The sequence below is a fragment of the Phyllobacterium sp. YR620 genome (genome assembly GCF_900104165.1).
Classification (GTDB): Bacteria; Pseudomonadota; Alphaproteobacteria; order Rhizobiales; family Rhizobiaceae; genus Phyllobacterium; species Phyllobacterium pellucidum.
The window spans coordinates 468110-482182 of record NZ_FNJP01000002.1 but is presented as its reverse complement, the minus strand read 5'-3'; the positions used below and the strand labels follow the sequence as shown (position 1 = coordinate 482182).

The following is a 14073-nucleotide window of genomic DNA, read 5'->3' as shown; positions in this document are numbered from 1 at the left end:
GACAACATGCGAGGGATGTTGGGTGCGGAATCGGGCGGCAATGCGAACAGAAAATGGCGAGAATGTGTCCAACAATCACCATTGGAGACAGTGCGTATTTCTTCGTGACATCATCGCAAAACCGGTTCCTAACCCTCGTCGTCGCCCTTCGGAAATCATTCCGGACTTGTAAATAGGCGCAGAAAAGGTCACCCTGATGTCATCCAGGTGTCACACGGCATACAAAGGCGGATGATTGATGGACAGCAATGCAGGTGGCGACGAAGCGCAACAGCAGGCAACTCTAATTCCCCTCACACGCAGTAGCGACTTGCCCGTTACCTTCAACCGGCGTGAACTGGATCAGATCCTTCGAATCTACGGTTTCATGGTTTCCGCCGGCGAATGGCGGGACTACGCCATTGACCACTTGATGGATCGAGCGGTGTTTTCCATCTTTCGCAGGGCCAGCGAGGTTCCGATGTTTCGGGTGGTAAAGAACCCGAAACTTGCCCGCAAGCAGGGCGCCTACAGCGTTATCGCGGCAAGCGGTCTTATTCTCAAGCGCGGCCACGACCTCGACCGCGTTTTAAAGGTGTTCGACAAGGGTTTGAGCCTCGTGCGTGGCTGACGCGTTTTAAGCGTCTTCGCTCCGCAAGGGCGGCTTTCCTGGAAGCGTATGCGCCCCGCCATTCATCTCCAGCTGCATCAGCACAGTATCGAGCCAGCGTCCATGCTTGAAGCCGGAGGCCCTGATTGTGCCGGAATATGTGAACCCTGCGCGGGTATGGAGCCTAACGGAAGCGGAATCCTCATGCCCATCCCCGATGACGGCGATAAACTGCCGGAAACCAAGGGCGGTACAGTCCTTGATCAACTGGCTCAGCAGTTGCTTGCCCAAGCCCTTTCCCTTGGCGTCGGGCGCGATATAGATCGAATCCTCCACCGACCACCAATAGGCCGGACGCGTGCGGAAATAGCTTGCATAGGCGTAGCCAATCACGGCCCCGTCCCGTTCGGCGACGATATAGGGAAAGCCGTCCGTGGTGATTGCGTGGAACCGCTTCGTCATTTCCGCCTGGTCCGGCGGGTCGATCTCATAGGTCGCCGTGCCGTGGAGGACGGCATCGCGGTAAATTTCGGTGATGCTCGCGAGGTCGGCTGGCTGCGCCGGGCGGATATGAATCTCTGACATTGGCTCTCACAGGGGGAAAATGATCGTGCCCGTTTCATGCACGTCTTTGCCGGCATTTTAAAGTGGAAACGCGTTACTCTGGTGGGGAATTACGCTCAACGAAAAAGGGCAGCGTTTCCGCTGCCCTTTTTGTTATTTTCCATGCTCGAAGCCTAGTTGCGGTTACCCAGGAACTGCAGCAGGAACATGAACATGTTGATGAAGTCGAGGTAGAGCCGCAGGGCGCCCATGATTGCCTTGCGGCCATAAGTGTCCGAAGCGTCGCCTTCGTAATACATTTCCTTGATCTGCTGCGTGTCGTAGGCAGTCAGGCCTGCAAAGACCAGGACGCCGATTGCCGAGATTGCGAACTGCAAAGCGCTCGATGCAAGGAAGATGTTGACCAGCGACGCAAGGATGATGCCGATCAGACCCATGAACAGGAACGAGCCCATCGCGGACAGATCACGCTTCGTGGTGTAGCCATAAAGCGAAAGTGCACCGAACGATGCGGCGGTGATGAAGAAGGTCTGCACGATGCTTCCCGAGGTGTAGATCAGGAAGATCGAGGACAGCGAGAGACCGACAAGTCCAGCATAAACCCAGAATGTGGTCTGCGCGGCAGATACGCTCATCCGCTCAATGCGGAAACTCAAGAAGAACACTGCGGCAAGCGGCGCGAGCATGACAACCCAGCGCAGCGGCGAGCCGTAGAGGGCAACACCGAGATTGGTTAGCATCTTGCCGTTCGGCAACTGTGCGGCGGCGAGAGATGGGTCATTGGTTGTCGCGAAATAAACGGTGGCGAGCGCAGCGAGGCCGGTCACTGCGAGACCGATGCCCATTAGATTGTAGACCTTCAGCATGTAGCTGCGCAGACCCTGATCGATCCCCGCGTCCACACGCATTCCGGCCGATGTGCGGGCCTGGATATTGCGATAGTCAGCCATGGTTTTCCTCATTTGCTTCGTCCCGTCGGGTGTCGGGTTATTCCCCAGGCGCCGCTGGCGGGACCCCAGCATGCCTTGCGAAGAATTATGGGGATTCCTCGGGTCCATAACAAGACCTCAACTACTCAAGATTGCGTGTTAGCGTGCCAAATTATGAGTAAATTGGTAAAAATCGCACTCGTTTAACGATTTCAGAGGTTTCGCAGGATCGGCGCAGCCTTTTGTCCAAGAATTCGCCAGGTTCCGGCAAGCCCAAAACCGACCGTTAAAACGAGCGCGATAATGACGGTCATGACCGCAACTTCGGGCTGGAAATAGGCTGGCAGCGTCATAACGCGCACCACCACGTACCACGCTGCCGCACTGCCGGCGAGAAGCGCGAAAATAGCCGTCGAAAGACCGAGCAGCATATATTCGAGACTGAAAGCCTTGATAAGCGTGCGCCGCGTCGCGCCAAGCGTTTTCAACACGACAGCATCGTGCACCCTAGCGCGGTTGCCGGCTGCGAGCGCGCCGCCGAGGACAAGAATCGAGGCGATCAATGCCACCGAAGCTGCGGCGCGAATGGCGACGGCGAGCTGGCCGACGAGTTCGTTGGCAATGGTGATCGCATCCTTGACCCGCACCGTCGTGACCGCGGGGAACGCCTGGGTCACATTGCGCATGACTGCGGCTTCTTCCTGCGGAGTGGAGGTCGGGTCCGTCAAAGTCGCCAGCCAGGCATGCGGCGCGCCCGCAAATGTATTGGGCGAAAAAACCATCACGAAGTTGATCGCGAGGGATTCCCATTGCAGTTGCCTTAGATTGGCAATACGCGCCGTTACATTGCGGCCAAGTACATTGACGGTCACTGTATCCCCGACCTTGAGGCCGAGATTTGTCGCCTCCTCCGCCGAGAACGAAACCAGCGGTTCGCCGGAATAGTCGGCGGGCCACCACTCGCCCTTGGTCAGCGCCGAGTTTTCCGGCACGTTCTTCGCATAGGTAATGCCGCGGTCGCCGCGCAGGACCCACGCGCCCTCCGGCGCAATGGTCATTTTGGTAACGTCCGTGCCGTTCAAGGCGATGATGCGCCCGCGCAGCATGGGAGCGCTGACGATCTTGCCGTTGGGAGCCGATTTCTGCAGAACGCCTTTGAATTCGTCCACCTGGCGGCTTTGTATATCGACGAAGAAGAAATTCGGCGCCCGCTCGGGGAGATTCCCGGCGAGTTGCTGACGCAAGCTGCCATCTATGAGGCCAAGCGTAACGAGAAGCGTCAGTCCGAGCCCCAGTGACAGCACAACCGAGGGGGTGAGCGCGCCGGGGCGATGGATATTTCCGATCGCGAGCCGCAACGCCGTCGAGCGGACACGTGGAGCCCGGCGTGCCAGCCACTGCACGAATACCGAAACGCCGCGCAAGACGAGAAAGGAAAACGCCACCGCGCCAATAAAGATCGTGGCGATACGCCTGTCGTAAGAAAAATAGATGGCAAGCGCGCAAAGCACCGCGATGACGGCAGCAGCGGCGATGATATAGGCGGGCTTCGGCCAACCACGTTGCTCGAAGCCCTGTTCGCGGAAAAGCGCCGTCGCCGGAACGTCGCGGGCCCGCCCCAATGGGAGAATGGCGAAAGCGAGTGTCGTCAGGAAGCCGAACAGGGCAGCCCATGCCAATGCGCCCGGATAGAAGCCGCCCTTGGCCGCTATCGGCAACACGCTTTGCAAGGCATAGCCCGCCACATAGGGGATGATCGCGGCAAGCACGAGGCCGATCGCAACACCGACGAGCGAAATCATCAAGATTTGCGAGAGGTAAACAGCTATCACGAACCAGCCGGGGGCGCCGAGTGACTTGAACGTGGCAATGACCCCGCGTTTTCCATCAATATAGGCGCGGACCGCATTCGCGACCCCGACGCCGCCGACGATCAGCGCCGTCAGGCCCACGAGGGTCAGGAACTGCGAAAAGCGCTCTATGTTGGCGCTGAGCGAAGGCGCGGCATTTGTCCGGCCCCGAATACTCCAACCGGCTTGCGGAAACTTCTCCTTGGCTTCGTCGCGTATGGCGGTGAGCGCAGCTTCATCGGTCCCCGCGGGCAGCGCAAGCTTGTAGCTGTGCTCGACGAGGCTTCCGGGCTGGACGAGGCCGGCAGCCTCGAGCCCCTGCAGGGATACCATCATGCGCGGCGCAAAGCCAAACCCGTCGGAAAGCAGATCGGGTTCGTTCCCAATGAGCGCGCGCAGTTCGAACTTCGCACCTCCGACCAGAACCTGATCGCCAAGTTTGAGGTTGAGACGATCGAGCAGAACCTGCGCGACGGCTGCGCCGTAGACTCCGTTCACCTCACCGAACAGCGTCTTGTCATCGCCCGCCGGCGTTGTCACCAACGACCCGTAAAGCGGATATGCGCCATCGACGGCCTTGAGCTCGACAAGCGACTGGTCCGAGCCATTCGGTAGCCTCGCCATGGACCGCATATTTGCGCTCACCGCCATACGCCCCTTGCTTTCAAGAAATGCGCGCTCTTGCGCATCCACTTCACGCTGATTGAGCTGGAACCTGAGATCGCCGCCGAGAATGCTCTGCCCCTGTGAGGAGATGCCGGCACTGACCGCGTTCGCCACCGAGTTGACGCCGCCGATCGCGGCGACGCCGAGCGCTATGCAGGCAAGGAAGATATAGAAGCCGGACAGGCCACTGCGCATTTCACGCAGGGCGAAAGTGAAAGCAAGTTTGAACGACGGCGCTGTCCGGGACGATGCTGTCTCGCTCATGCGGATTTCGCCAGCTCCGGCGCATCCGCATCCGCTTCAATCTTGCCGGACCGAACGCGGATTTCCCGGTCGCATCGCCCGGCAAGCGCTGCATCGTGCGTGACGAGCACCAGCGTCAATCCAAGCTCGCGCTGCTTCTCGAACAGAAGATCGGCGATCTGCTTGCCTGTTGCCGTGTCGAGATTGCCGGTCGGCTCATCGGCGATAAGTATTTTCGGCGATGGCGCCAACGCCCGCGCAATGGCGACACGCTGTTGTTCGCCGCCGGAAAGTTCGCCCGGATAGTGGGTCACCCGGTCGGTAAGTCCGACGGCGGCCAGCACCCGCTCAGCAATGGCGAAGGCATCGGGATTGCCGGCTAGTTCCAGCGGGACAGCGACATTCTCCAGCGCCGTCATGTTCGGAATGAGATGGAATGACTGGAAGACGATGCCGATATTGCGCCCGCGAAAAGCGGCCGTCGCGTCCTCGTTCATCCTTTCGAGCCTTTCGCCGGCGATCTCGACCGAGCCGGAGTCGACCTGCTCAAGCCCGGCAAGCACCATCAACAAGGTCGATTTGCCGGAGCCCGAGGGACCGACGATACCGACTGACTGGCCCGCGTTGATATTGAGCGAAACCCCCTTGAGCACATGCACCGAGGACGCCCCGCTGCCAAGCGTCAACTCAATGTGATCGAGCGCGATCATGGAATTAGTCACGAATTGACATCCTTTGCGATATGGTCGGGCCGAGTCGCCGCAGTTGGTCTGATATGGGTAGCCCAAAATGAGATTCAAACCGTTGATGCAAATACTGGTTTCAATTGGCCTTGTTGCCTTGCCGTCGCTGGCCTTGGCCAATCAAAATGCCGTGTCCGATCGACCGCTCGCGGTCGTCGGTTTCGGTGACAGCCTGATGTCGGGCTTCGAACTGCCGGTCCAGGATTCCTTCACTGCGCAGCTCGAAAAGGCCCTGAAGGACAAGGGCGTCGACGTCACGATCGCCAATGCCGGTGTTGCAGGCGAAACCACAACCGACGGCCTTTCGCGTCTCAACTGGTCGGTACCGGACGGCACGGATATGGTCATCCTCGAATTTGGAGCAAATGACGCGCTGCGCGGCATTTCGCCGGAAATCAGCGAGAAGAACCTTTCCGAAATCATCGAGCGGCTGAAGCAGCGCAACGTCAAGGTGATCATTGCCGGGATGCTGGCGCCGCCCAACATGGGCCGCGACTACGAAGACAAGTTCAATTCCATTTTCCCGCGTCTTGCCGCCAAATATGATGTTCCGCTCTATCCGTTCTTCATGGACGGTGTCGCAACGGAAAAATCGCTGCAGCTCGAAGACGGCATGCACCCCAACGCCAAGGGCGTTGCCCGCATGGTCGAAGGCTTCATGCCGGTGATGGAAAAAACCATCGCGGCATCGAGCGAAGCTGCCGGCGGAACCCAATAGCACCATCCTCCGAAAGTTGGACCGCGGTTGCTTGAGAATAGGCTCGCCACAACTTCCGGGGGACAATGCGTGTCCAATATGTCGCGCTCCAAGATAATCATAAGGAATGCCTTGCTCCCGGACTCATTCGATGATTCTCTAGAATGACAACTCGATTCGGGGAGGATGCCTTATGCCGCGTCTCTTTACTGCCCTCGAAATCCCGAGGGACGCCGCCCTCTCACTGTCGCTCTTGCGCGGTGGTCTACCAGGCGCCCGATGGATTGACGTCGAAAACTATCACATCACATTGCGGTTCATCGGAGATGTCGAAGGACATGTCGCCGACGAGATCGCCAATGCGTTGGATCGCATTCGCCGGCCGGAATTCACGCTGAAGCTTTCGGGCGTTGGCGCGTTTGGCTCGAAGAAGCCGCACAGCATCTTTGCCTGCGTATCGCCTTCGCCCGATATCCAGGCGCTGCAGGCAGAGATCGAGCGCATCTGCCAAAGGCTGATGCTGCCGGCCGATCCGCGCAAGTTTACCCCGCACGTGACGCTGGCCCGCCTGCGCAATGTGCGCAACGAAGAGGTCGCTCACTATCTCTCGTCGCGTGGCAATTTCGCGACCACGCCGTTCAAGATCGGGCGTTTCGTGCTGATGTCGTCGCGTGACTCCGTCGGCGGCGGACCCTACATCGTCGAGGAGGCATGGCCTCTCGAAGCACCTCGCTCGTCGTTTCAGAACAGCCTGGAGAGGCCTTTCGAGGCAGCAAGGACCATACGGTAGACGCGCTCGAAATCGGCGTCGGTTCCATAGTAGGGGTCGGGGATTTCCTGCGGCTCTCCCAACGCCAATTCATTGAAGAGCCCAGCCGTCGCAGTAGCACCAGCGGGCTGGCGCGCGGCTATGGCCTTCATGTTCCCGCGATCCATGCCGAGGATCAGATCGAAGCTCGCAAAGTCGCCCGGTGTCAATTGCCGGCAACGCTGGTCGGAGATGTCGATGCCGTGGTGACGCGCAACGCGAATCGAACGGCGATCCGGTGCTTCGCCTGTGTGGTAGCCGTTGGTACCGGCCGAATCGATCGATACGTGGCCGCCCTTGCCTTCTCCTGCAAGCACGGCGCGAAAGACGCCTTCCGCGAGCGGTGAGCGGCAAATGTTGCCGAGACAGACGAAGAGGACGGAACGGTAGGGTAATTGCACCATGATGGTTTCCGGTGCGGAGAAAGATCAAACGGTCAGGCCATGATGGATATTCTCACGGCGAATTGATCGCAAGTCTTGTACGGCGCATTCGCCTTACCCATGTTGTGTAACCTGAAACCTCAAAAGGAAAAGGGATGGACGACGTCAAGATCGGTGAGATTCTGGAGCCTGGCAGCGACGAAAAGCAACGCAGCCGCGAGGAGCGCGTGCGCGCGCAGTTCTGGAAGACCGTGCGAAAGGCTGCAAAGGCCGTGCCGTTTCTCGATGAGGTCATCGCCGCCTATTATGCTGCCCTCGACCCCGCAACCCCGACGCGGGTGCGCGGTATTCTCCTTGCCTCGCTCGCCTATTTCGTCCTGCCGCTCGATTTCATCCCGGACTTCATATTCGGTCTCGGGTTCACGGACGACGCCGCCGTGCTCATGGCTGCCCTGACCGCGATCCGCACGCACATTACGCCGGCGCACCGTGCCGCCGCGAAGAAAGCGCTGGACGATCTCGATCGGGATCCGGCGAAGCGTTGATGGCCGCTACCCAATCACAAGCCCGTGATGTCGCAGATCGTCAAAGTGTCGCCGCTTTTCTTTGGCTGGACTTGCGGTGTGGGACTTTGAAAAAAGGACGTAGCTTCTAACTCCCTGCAATCGCTTTTTTGACCCTGTCTTCACCGTTTGGTAACCCAGATTAAGTCAAATTAAGAGAAGCGAACCGGACAATGCCGCGATCGGATTTTTCCGGGCCATTGCCGGTTTACGAGTTATGAAGTGAACGACAGAAACTGGTAGGTAAAATGTTTGGAAAATCAATCGTAGCGGCGTCTGTCATCATACTTGGCGTGACAGGAACGGCTCTTGCCCAAACCCCGAGTCAGATCAGCCAGTTCAATGCCTGGGGCGCCTACAGCTATCAGCAGGGCAACGGCAAGGTATGCTACGTACTTTCCGTTCCGGTCGACAAGCAGCCGGCGAAGATCGACCATGGCGACAATTTCTTCATGGTCAGCCAGAAGCCAGGGCAGAATGTCAGCTTCGAGCCGCAGTTCAAGGCAGGCTACGAACTGCAGAAGGATTCGAAGGTCACCGTGACCATTGATGAACGCAGCTTCTCCATGTTTACCAATGGCAGCCATGGCTGGATGGAAAACGCTGCGGAGGAGCCTCAACTCGTTGCCGCACTGCGCTCGGGCCACAAGATGACGATCAGCGCCGTGTCGAAGCGCGGGACAAAGACGAGTTACGGCTATTCGCTAAAAGGCGTGTCGGCAGCGCTTAAGGCGATCGCCACCTGCAAGTAGTCACTTCGACATCAACAGTTTGCGAAGGCCGGACGCAATTAGTCCGGCCTTTTGCATGTCGGCCCGGAACGTGATATGAGCCGCGCTTCACGAAAGAACGTTAGAAAATCCCATGTCTGTAGCGCTTGACCTGACACATTCTGTTGCCCGGGATAAATCCCGTGACGCACGCCCGGCCGCGGCAGCAGAAATGCCTTCGCTGATCGGTCTGACGCGCGCAGAAATCGGCGAGGCCCTTGTCGCCATCGGCGTCCCCGAGCGCCAGATAAAGATGCGCGTGGCGCAACTTTGGCACTGGCTCTATGTGCGCGGCGTTTCGGAATTTGCCGACATGCTCAACATTTCCCGCGATATGCGCGAGCTGCTTGCGCGCCATTTCACCATTGCCCGCCCCGAGATCGTCGAAGAACAGATTTCCAACGACGGCACGCGCAAATGGCTTTTTCGCTTTCCCCCGCGCGGTGCCGGACGGCCTGTCGAGATCGAGACGGTGTATATTCCGGAGGAAGGGCGAGGCACGTTGTGCATTTCGAGCCAGGTAGGCTGCACCCTCACCTGTTCCTTCTGCCATACCGGCACCCAGAAGCTCGTGCGCAACCTTACGGCTGAGGAAATCCTTGCGCAGTTGCTTATTGCCCGCGACCGCCTTGGCGATTTTCCCGATCGCAATACGCCTGACGGCGCGATTGTACCGGCCGAGGGCCGCAAGGTGTCCAACATCGTCATGATGGGCATGGGCGAACCGCTCTATAATTTCGAGAATGTGAAGAAGGCCCTGCTGATCGCCTCCGACGGCGATGGGCTTTCGCTGTCGAAGCGTCGCATTACCCTTTCGACTTCCGGCGTCGTTCCTGAAATCTACCGCACCGGGGAAGAAATCGGTGTGATGCTGGCGATTTCCCTGCACGCGGTGAACGATGACCTTCGCGATATGCTGGTGCCGATCAACAAGAAGTATCCATTGAAGGAGCTTCTTGACGCATGCCGCGCCTATCCGAGCCTCTCCAATTCCAAGCGCATCACCTTCGAGTATGTGATGTTGAAGGGTGTCAACGATTCGCTCGATGACGCCAAGGAGTTGGTCCGCCTCCTGAAGGGCATTCCGGCCAAGATCAATCTTATTCCGTTCAACCCTTGGCCGGGCGTCAACTATCAGTGTTCCGATTGGGAACAGATCGAAAAGTTTGCCGATTACGTGAACAATGCGGGCTATGCCTCGCCGATCCGCACGCCGCGTGGCCGCGATATTCTTGCCGCCTGCGGTCAGCTCAAATCTGAATCGGAACGCATGAAAAAAACGGAGCGCCTCGCCTTCGAAGCGGCGATGATCGCCGGGCATGGCGAAGATTGACCCAGCTTCTGCATTATCTCTTTCGCTTCGCCCTCGCCGTTTTTGGCTTCATCTGCGCAATCATTGCCGCGTCGATTTTCCTGAACATGCTGCTTCTCGGCAGTTCCGAGTGGATCGGCACCGAGGGGCCTTTCCTCTATACGACGGTGCCGGTCTTTGCGGTCGTGATCGGCTATAGCGTCTTCGTGCCGTCCGCAATGCTGATCCTTTACGCCGAACTGACCGGCTGGCGCGATTGGTTGTTCTACGCTCTCGGCGGCGCTGCGACGGCGCTGTTCGTCATCGTCTGGAAATGGCGGCCGCAATCAGAGGATGTCAGCACATTTGCTGCGATCCTCGCCACCGGCGTTGTCGGCGGCGCTGTCTATTGGCTGGTTTCGGGGCGAACGGCGGGGCTTGGAGCACAGCGCGCTCCCAACCGCAATATCTAGCTATTTCGCCTGGGCCATCAGGATCTTCGCGGCAAAGGCCGAAAACACGCCGGCAAACAGCCAATCGGTAATGCGAGTGACCCGCGGGCTTTTCTTGAGCAGCATCGAGAACTTGTCGGCCGCGATAATCATCGGCGAAACCACAGGCAGCGCCATGGGGATAAACAGCACACCCAGGAAAAACAGCTTGCCGGGCGCGTGCGGATCACTGGCCGAGACGAACTGCGGCAGGAACGTCATGAAGAAGAGAATAATCTTGGGATTTAGCAGGTTGATACCAAATCCCGTCAGCCAATTCTGGAAGAGCGTGTGCGACTGGCCGATCTTCTTTTCGGGCGAGAAAGCCGAGCCATTGCGGATCGCCTGGAAGGCGAGCCAGACGAGGTAGCCGGCGCCGACGATCTTCAGCGCGAAGAACGCGGTTGGCGACGCGACGATCAGCGCCGAGAGGCCGATGGCGACCATGGTCGTGTGGACGACGATTCCTGTGCTGGCGCCGGCAAGGCAGGCAAAGCCCGCTGCCTTTCCCTCCGACAGCGCCCGCCCCACGAAGAGGGTCATATCCGGACCCGGCGTGATGGATAATACGAAGGTCGCGATGGCAAATTGCAAAATTGTGGGCCAGTCTGGAATGAAATTCATAAGAGTACTCCGTCGAAGCGGGCGGAAATTAGCGCGAAAGACCAATTTTGGCTATCAGATTTCAGCTGTTCCGACGACACGAACGAAAAAACCTTGCCATAACAAGGGCACGATAACTTCCTCATCACGCCGTAATGCCGTTGCAACATAAGCATTGCACAAGAGTGCTCGAATCATCGGCCGCCAGGGAAGCCATGGTCTACTACCGGACAACCTCAAAGCCATGTGGAACGGCCCAATACGGATTCGGCGCCTGGAGCGAAGCAACTTGCCTTGCAGGGCTCCTGATCCTCTGGATGGCGCTCGCCATCCTGTTCAACAGCGCCCCCGAGTTCGACAAGGACGTCTCATCGATTTTCTTTATCGCCCGTCAATGCGCCAATGGAGCCGCCGGTTCGATATGCGGCGATTTTCCCGCAAGTTCGGTCCACCTGCTGAAAACGCTCCGCCGCGTGTTCTACGCCCTCCCGATGGTCGGAGCGAGCGTCGTCGTCACGATCGCACTACGCGATCTCGCTTCCGGACTTCGATGGAACCACGAGCGTATCCGCATCTCGACCGTGTCACTGATTACGCTGGCGCTGGGACCCGGGCTGCTGGTGAATGGATACTTGAAAGAGTTCGTCGGCAGGCCGCGCCCGGCAGATTCGCTGCTCTTTGGCGGCGACCTGCCCTTTGTTGCCGCCGCCGAATGGTCGAAGGCCTGCCTTCACAATTGTTCGTTTGTTTCCGGTGAAGCCGCCGGCATTGCGTGGATCATCTGCCTGCTGCCGCTTTGGCCGCACCATCAGCGGCAGCGGGTTTTCTGGATCATGCTGGCGATCGTGATCACGACGGATATGCTGCGCGTTGCCTTTGGCCGGCACTATATTTCCGATGTCGTTTTGGGCTCCCTGTCGACGCTGGTCATCTTCTCGGCGGTCGCATGGGCGGGGGAGTTGTTGACGCGGAGGTTTTATCCAGGCGTCCGCCCCGCCTTGTAGGCTTCACATCTTTGTATTGGCGGGCATGATCGAAAGCGGCTATGTAGCCCGAACAAGAACAATAGGTGCCAAGAAGAACAATGCCTCAAGACACCATGACGGTTTCCGTGCAACCGGGTCCGTCGAACACAGCCACCTCCAGAACGAAGCTCGCAATATTTCTCGCTCTCGCCTTCATCATCGGCCTGCTTCCGCTCGGCTCAAGCCTGATCCTGCATTTTCCGGACGAACGCTACTACTCGAACGGCGCGGTCATCATGATGCAGAGTGGCGACTATCTGACGCCGCATACCGCCGAAGGTGACGTGCGTCTGAAGAAGCCGCCATTCACCTACTGGATGAGCCTGGCGGGAATGGAGATATTCGGCATCTCCGTTATTGGCTCGCGCTTCTTCTGGCTTGTCGGCGGGGCCGCTATCCTTCTCTCGACGTTTCAGTTCACCCGCATCCTGACGCGCAACGACCAGACGGCGCTGCTCGCCGCGGCCTTGCTGGCCGCCAATGGCGCGTTCCTGCGCGCCAGCTTTAATGCCATACCAGACCTGCCGCTGACCCTGTTCATGCTGCTTGGCTTCATCGGTTTCACTGGCCTTCTTTTCAAGGACGACCGCCAACGGGCCTACGCCCTCCTGGCTTATGGCGGCACCGGATTTGCTGTCCTGACCAAGGGACTGCTGCCACTTGCCATGGTTGCCTATGTCATCGCCTATGCGCTTGGCGTCGCCTCGTTGCGCCCGCGCGCACGGCGGCTCTGGCAGCCATCCGTCGTTTTGCCCTCGATCGTCATCTACGGCGCCTGGTTCGCCTATCAATCCTTCACGGCTTCGAGCGAACTTGCATCCGACTTCGTCGGCGATCAGCTTTCCGAAAAAGTCGCAATCGGGTTTGGCACCTTCGTCGATGGCTTGAGCAGCAATATTGCCGGGCTTTTTCTGCCCGTGCTTCTCTGGCTGGTCATGCTCCTCGTCGGGACGAGGACAAGCGGCAAGCGTCCGACCGTCCAGTCCATCGGCGCGACCGCACCGTTCATCGCCGGCTGGATCGTCACAGTTGCCATCATCTTCTCGCTCTCCCGCTATGCGTCGTATCGCTATATCATTCCCGTCATTCCGTTGCTTTGCGTTCTTCTTGCGGTAGCGCTTCAATCCGTCATGGACCAGCGGGCCGATAGTGTCCTTCGCGTCATCCTGCGCATTTCGATGATTTTGATGGCGGGAGCGCTTGCCGTGATCTTGCTGCTCGGCCTGCTGCTCCTGCCGCCAGTCATCGTCGTCGCATTGGCAATCATTGCGGTTGCCGGATTGGCCGGCCTGTGGCTCTACAGTAGGGGTGCAACCACCGAGCGGCTGGCAGCGTGCTTTGCGCTGCTTTTGCTCGGCGCGGCCTTCATCAGCACGCCGGTGCTGCGCGGATTGCTGCTGCCGGATATCGGTGCCGTCATCGCCGCCAAGGCGGGGCCGGTGCACCTACCGCAGGATCAGGTGCTGTTCATTGGCTCCCACCTCGACGCCGCCAAACTGCGCCTCTATATGGATCGAGAAGCGCCCTTCCCGCAGATGCGTCGCTTCCCCGCAGCCGGTATCGCGCCCGGCGTTAAGCTGGTCATGACCAACGAGCAGCCGGTGGCCGACAAGCTGAAATCATTGGGCTTCAATGTCGAAGAAGTCGTTGGCGGCTGGCGGCGGGTCGAATGGCCACCGTTTTACGCGGCACTTCGGGCTCGCGACCTGATTGGCGCCCGAAACCAATACGGCCAGCGCGGATGGATTGCGACACGCCCATAGAATGCGTCGATTCACCATGGCGTGCTGCTTGCCAACATGGCGCTAACTGCTAAAAGACCGCATCGGAACGCGTGTGGTTCCCGGCATCAGGGATA

The 14073-nt window shown here is 58.8% G+C and carries 15 protein-coding genes; 9 read left to right on the top strand and 6 right to left on the bottom strand.

Annotation, left to right across the window (positions count from 1 at the left end; genetic code table 11):
- The first annotated feature begins 238 nt into the window (after positions 1–238).
- On the top strand, positions 239–610 hold the full coding sequence (locus BLR72_RS09115) for a DUF2794 domain-containing protein (protein WP_091947542.1): 372 nt from the start codon (positions 239–241) through the stop codon (positions 608–610).
- A 6-nt stretch (positions 611–616) separates the two neighbouring features.
- On the opposite strand, the gene BLR72_RS09110 is transcribed toward BLR72_RS09115, so the two are convergent.
- The 4 genes from BLR72_RS09110 to BLR72_RS09095 all read right to left on the bottom strand — a co-directional run bounded on the left by BLR72_RS09110 (position 617) and on the right by BLR72_RS09095 (position 5551).
- Positions 617–1174, bottom strand: a complete 558-nt coding sequence (locus BLR72_RS09110; RefSeq protein ID WP_091947539.1) for a GNAT family N-acetyltransferase — start codon at positions 1172–1174, stop codon at positions 617–619.
- A 152-nt stretch (positions 1175–1326) separates the two neighbouring features.
- The gene (locus BLR72_RS09105) at positions 1327–2103 is read right to left on the bottom strand and encodes a Bax inhibitor-1/YccA family protein (protein ID WP_027230973.1); all 777 of its coding nucleotides are present in this window, start codon (positions 2101–2103) and stop codon (positions 1327–1329) included.
- Between the two features lie 191 nt (positions 2104–2294).
- On the bottom strand, positions 2295–4862 hold the full coding sequence (locus BLR72_RS09100) for an ABC transporter permease (protein ID WP_091947536.1): 2568 nt from the start codon (positions 4860–4862) through the stop codon (positions 2295–2297).
- Entirely contained in the window at positions 4859–5551 is a 693-nt protein-coding gene (locus BLR72_RS09095; protein WP_175492340.1) for an ABC transporter ATP-binding protein, read from the bottom strand. The genes BLR72_RS09100 and BLR72_RS09095 overlap by 4 nt, the downstream gene beginning before the upstream one ends.
- Before the next feature lie 79 nt (positions 5552–5630).
- Between BLR72_RS09095 and BLR72_RS09090 the strand changes: the two genes are divergently transcribed.
- Positions 5631–6302: an arylesterase gene (locus BLR72_RS09090; RefSeq protein ID WP_091947533.1), complete on the top strand. Its 672-nt coding sequence runs from the start codon at positions 5631–5633 to the stop codon at positions 6300–6302.
- A gap of 172 nt (positions 6303–6474) precedes the next feature.
- Positions 6475–7071, top strand: a complete 597-nt coding sequence (thpR, locus tag BLR72_RS09085; RefSeq protein WP_091920792.1) for an RNA 2',3'-cyclic phosphodiesterase — start codon at positions 6475–6477, stop codon at positions 7069–7071.
- On the opposite strand, the gene BLR72_RS09080 is transcribed toward thpR, so the two are convergent.
- Positions 7023–7493 carry a low molecular weight protein-tyrosine-phosphatase gene (locus BLR72_RS09080; protein ID WP_091947530.1) on the bottom strand — a complete coding sequence of 157 codons (471 nt, stop codon included), beginning with the start codon at positions 7491–7493 and terminating at the stop codon, positions 7023–7025. The genes thpR and BLR72_RS09080 overlap by 49 nt on opposite strands.
- Before the next feature lie 134 nt (positions 7494–7627).
- Here BLR72_RS09080 and BLR72_RS09075 point away from each other — a divergent pair, with 134 nt between their 5' ends.
- The 4 genes from BLR72_RS09075 (at position 7628) to BLR72_RS09060 (ending at position 10569) form a co-directional block, all read left to right on the top strand.
- Positions 7628–8017: a YkvA family protein gene (locus tag BLR72_RS09075; protein WP_091947527.1), complete on the top strand. Its 390-nt coding sequence runs from the start codon at positions 7628–7630 to the stop codon at positions 8015–8017.
- A 266-nt stretch (positions 8018–8283) separates the two neighbouring features.
- On the top strand, positions 8284–8787 hold the full coding sequence (locus tag BLR72_RS09070) for an invasion associated locus B family protein (protein ID WP_027230966.1): 504 nt from the start codon (positions 8284–8286) through the stop codon (positions 8785–8787).
- 112 nt (positions 8788–8899) lie between these two features.
- Entirely contained in the window at positions 8900–10138 is a 1239-nt protein-coding gene (gene rlmN, locus BLR72_RS09065; protein ID WP_091947524.1) for a dual-specificity RNA methyltransferase RlmN, read from the top strand.
- The gene (locus BLR72_RS09060) at positions 10135–10569 is read left to right on the top strand and encodes a hypothetical protein (protein ID WP_091947521.1); all 435 of its coding nucleotides are present in this window, start codon (positions 10135–10137) and stop codon (positions 10567–10569) included. Before rlmN ends, BLR72_RS09060 begins: the two co-directional genes overlap by 4 nt.
- Here BLR72_RS09060 and BLR72_RS09055 read toward each other — a convergent pair whose 3' ends face one another.
- Positions 10570–11211, bottom strand: a complete 642-nt coding sequence (locus BLR72_RS09055; RefSeq protein WP_027230964.1) for a LysE family translocator — start codon at positions 11209–11211, stop codon at positions 10570–10572.
- A 164-nt stretch (positions 11212–11375) separates the two neighbouring features.
- On the opposite strand from BLR72_RS09055, the gene BLR72_RS09050 reads away from it, so the two are divergent.
- Together BLR72_RS09050 and BLR72_RS09045 are read left to right on the top strand one after the other, a co-directional pair.
- Positions 11376–12194, top strand: a complete 819-nt coding sequence (locus BLR72_RS09050) for a phosphatase PAP2 family protein (protein WP_175492317.1) — start codon at positions 11376–11378, stop codon at positions 12192–12194.
- A gap of 80 nt (positions 12195–12274) precedes the next feature.
- Positions 12275–13978 (top strand): ArnT family glycosyltransferase, encoded by a 1704-nt coding sequence (locus BLR72_RS09045; protein WP_091947518.1) that lies wholly within the window; start codon positions 12275–12277, stop codon positions 13976–13978.
- Positions 13979–14073: the final 95 nt, after the last annotated feature.

What these genes read in the sequence shown, in the direction of transcription:
- BLR72_RS09110 (WP_091947539.1), bottom strand. Translation starts at nt 1,174, where the DNA reads ATGTCAGAGATTCATATCCGCCCGGCGCAGCCAGCCGACCTCGCGAGC.
- BLR72_RS09090 (WP_091947533.1), top strand. Translation starts at nt 5,631, where the DNA reads ATGAGATTCAAACCGTTGATGCAAATACTGGTTTCAATTGGCCTTGTT.
- BLR72_RS09070 (WP_027230966.1), top strand. Translation starts at nt 8,284, where the DNA reads ATGTTTGGAAAATCAATCGTAGCGGCGTCTGTCATCATACTTGGCGTG.
- BLR72_RS09080 (WP_091947530.1), bottom strand. Translation starts at nt 7,493, where the DNA reads ATGGTGCAATTACCCTACCGTTCCGTCCTCTTCGTCTGTCTCGGCAAC.
- BLR72_RS09100 (WP_091947536.1), bottom strand. Translation starts at nt 4,862, where the DNA reads ATGAGCGAGACAGCATCGTCCCGGACAGCGCCGTCGTTCAAACTTGCT.
- BLR72_RS09055 (WP_027230964.1), bottom strand. Translation starts at nt 11,211, where the DNA reads ATGAATTTCATTCCAGACTGGCCCACAATTTTGCAATTTGCCATCGCG.
- BLR72_RS09045 (WP_091947518.1), top strand. Translation starts at nt 12,275, where the DNA reads ATGCCTCAAGACACCATGACGGTTTCCGTGCAACCGGGTCCGTCGAAC.
- BLR72_RS09075 (WP_091947527.1), top strand. Translation starts at nt 7,628, where the DNA reads ATGGACGACGTCAAGATCGGTGAGATTCTGGAGCCTGGCAGCGACGAA.
- BLR72_RS09095 (WP_175492340.1), bottom strand. Translation starts at nt 5,551, where the DNA reads ATGATCGCGCTCGATCACATTGAGTTGACGCTTGGCAGCGGGGCGTCC.
- BLR72_RS09105 (WP_027230973.1), bottom strand. Translation starts at nt 2,103, where the DNA reads ATGGCTGACTATCGCAATATCCAGGCCCGCACATCGGCCGGAATGCGT.
- thpR (WP_091920792.1), top strand. Translation starts at nt 6,475, where the DNA reads ATGCCGCGTCTCTTTACTGCCCTCGAAATCCCGAGGGACGCCGCCCTC.
- BLR72_RS09115 (WP_091947542.1), top strand. Translation starts at nt 239, where the DNA reads ATGGACAGCAATGCAGGTGGCGACGAAGCGCAACAGCAGGCAACTCTA.
- rlmN (WP_091947524.1), top strand. Translation starts at nt 8,900, where the DNA reads ATGTCTGTAGCGCTTGACCTGACACATTCTGTTGCCCGGGATAAATCC.